Genomic DNA, 1486 nt, shown 5'->3' with positions numbered 1-1486 from the left:
GGAGCGGCCGGGTCCTCGGCGCCCGGGGCGGCCGCGGTCGCGCCGGGCGCCCCGTCGTGGCCCGCGTCGCCGTGGTGCACGCCCGGGCCGGCCGGGGCGGTCGCGCCCCTCGACACGTCGTGCGGGACGCCGTCGACGGCCTCGTGATCGAGCCGGACGGCGTCGTCGAGCGGGACGCTCGCGGCGTGCGCCCCGTCCGCGGACAGGGGATCGGTCGGGGCTCCCGCGCTCACGGTCACAGTGTGACGCGTCGTCCGGGCACCGTCGCGCGCGCCGCCACCACGGTCCGTCCGGTGCGCGCCGCCGGCCGAGCGCGTGCCCGCCGGCTCCGCGATCGCGCGTCCGGTGCGACGCCATGTCGCTGGCGAATGGATCCATTCACCAGCGACATGAGCCCGCGGACACGACGCCGATCGCTCGCGGCCTCTCGGCAGCGCCCGGTGCCTCCGAGCGGCCGAGGCGAGCGCCCTCGCGTCTCGGGTGACCCGGCGGCCGTCCGGCGGCGGCCGGCGTGGCGGCCGATCCCGCCGCCGTTGTGTGCGACACCCGGCTCCCGGGTAGCCACTCGGTGTCCACTCCGCCGCCCCGGCCGCGTCCCGGCCAGGGCGCGGTCGGGTGTCGCCCGACCGCGCCGACGCACCAGATCGTCCCCCTTTGCCGCTTCCCCCGCTCGCATCCACGCTCGTCACGTACGTGCGCGACAACTCCGACTCGGTGCTCCAGCTCGCCTGGGGTCACGTCTGGGTGGTCGCGCTCTCCGCCGGGATCGCGATGGTGGTGGGGGTCGCGCTGGGGGTGCTCACCTACCGGTCGCCGGTCGCCGCGGCGATCACGCTGACCGTCGCCGGGCTCTTCCTCACGTTCCCGTCGTTCGCGTTGCTCGGCATCCTGCTCGCGATCCTCGGGCTCGGGGTGGTGCCGGTGGTCGTCGCGCTCGTCCTCTACGCGCTGCTCCCGATCGTCAGCAACACGATCACCGGCTTGCGAGAGGTGGACGCGCTCGTGCTCGACAGCGCCAAGGGGCTCGGGATGGGGCCGGTGCGCCGCCTCGTCCGGGTCGAGCTGCCGATCGCCTGGCCGGTGATCCTCGCCGGCCTGCGGACGGCGACGCAGCTGATCGTCGGCATCGCCGCCATCGCCGCGTACGTCAACGGCCCGGGCCTCGGAGAGTTCATCTTCGCCGGCCTCGGGCAGCTCGGCGGGGCGAACGCCCTGAATCAGGTGGTCGTCGGCACCGTCGGCATCATCGTCATCGCGCTGGTCTTCGACGGGCTCCTCGCCCTGCTCGGCCGCGCCACCATCTCGAAGGGGATCCGTGCCTGACTCCAGCACCCCGACCGGCCTCCGCGACGCGATGGCGGCCGGCACCGCCGTGCCGATCGATCTGCAGGGCGTCACGAAGCACTACCCCGGGAGCGCCGCCCCTGCGGTGGAGGACTTCTCGCTGACGATCCCCGCCGGCGAGATCGTGGTCTTCGTCGGCCCG

Annotated in this window: 1 protein-coding gene and 2 pseudogenes; 2 read left to right on the top strand and 1 reads right to left on the bottom strand. The window is 75.2% G+C overall.

What is annotated here, in order from left to right; all coding sequences use genetic code 11:
• Positions 1-233, bottom strand: a pseudogene (locus AB0L40_RS27820) (hypothetical protein); the annotation flags it as partial.
• Between the two features lie 421 nt (positions 234-654).
• Here AB0L40_RS27820 and AB0L40_RS27815 point away from each other — a divergent pair.
• Entirely contained in the window at positions 655-1323 is a 669-nt protein-coding gene (locus AB0L40_RS27815; protein ID WP_364362049.1) for an ABC transporter permease, read from the top strand.
• Between the two features lie 31 nt (positions 1324-1354).
• Positions 1355-1486, top strand: a pseudogene (locus AB0L40_RS27810) (ABC transporter); the annotation flags it as partial.

The sequence above is a fragment of the Patulibacter sp. NPDC049589 genome, from assembly GCF_040675535.1.
Classification (GTDB): Bacteria; Actinomycetota; Thermoleophilia; order Solirubrobacterales; family Solirubrobacteraceae; genus Patulibacter.
The sequence above is the reverse complement of the archived record's forward strand: the minus strand, read 5'-3'. Positions and strand labels throughout refer to the sequence as shown.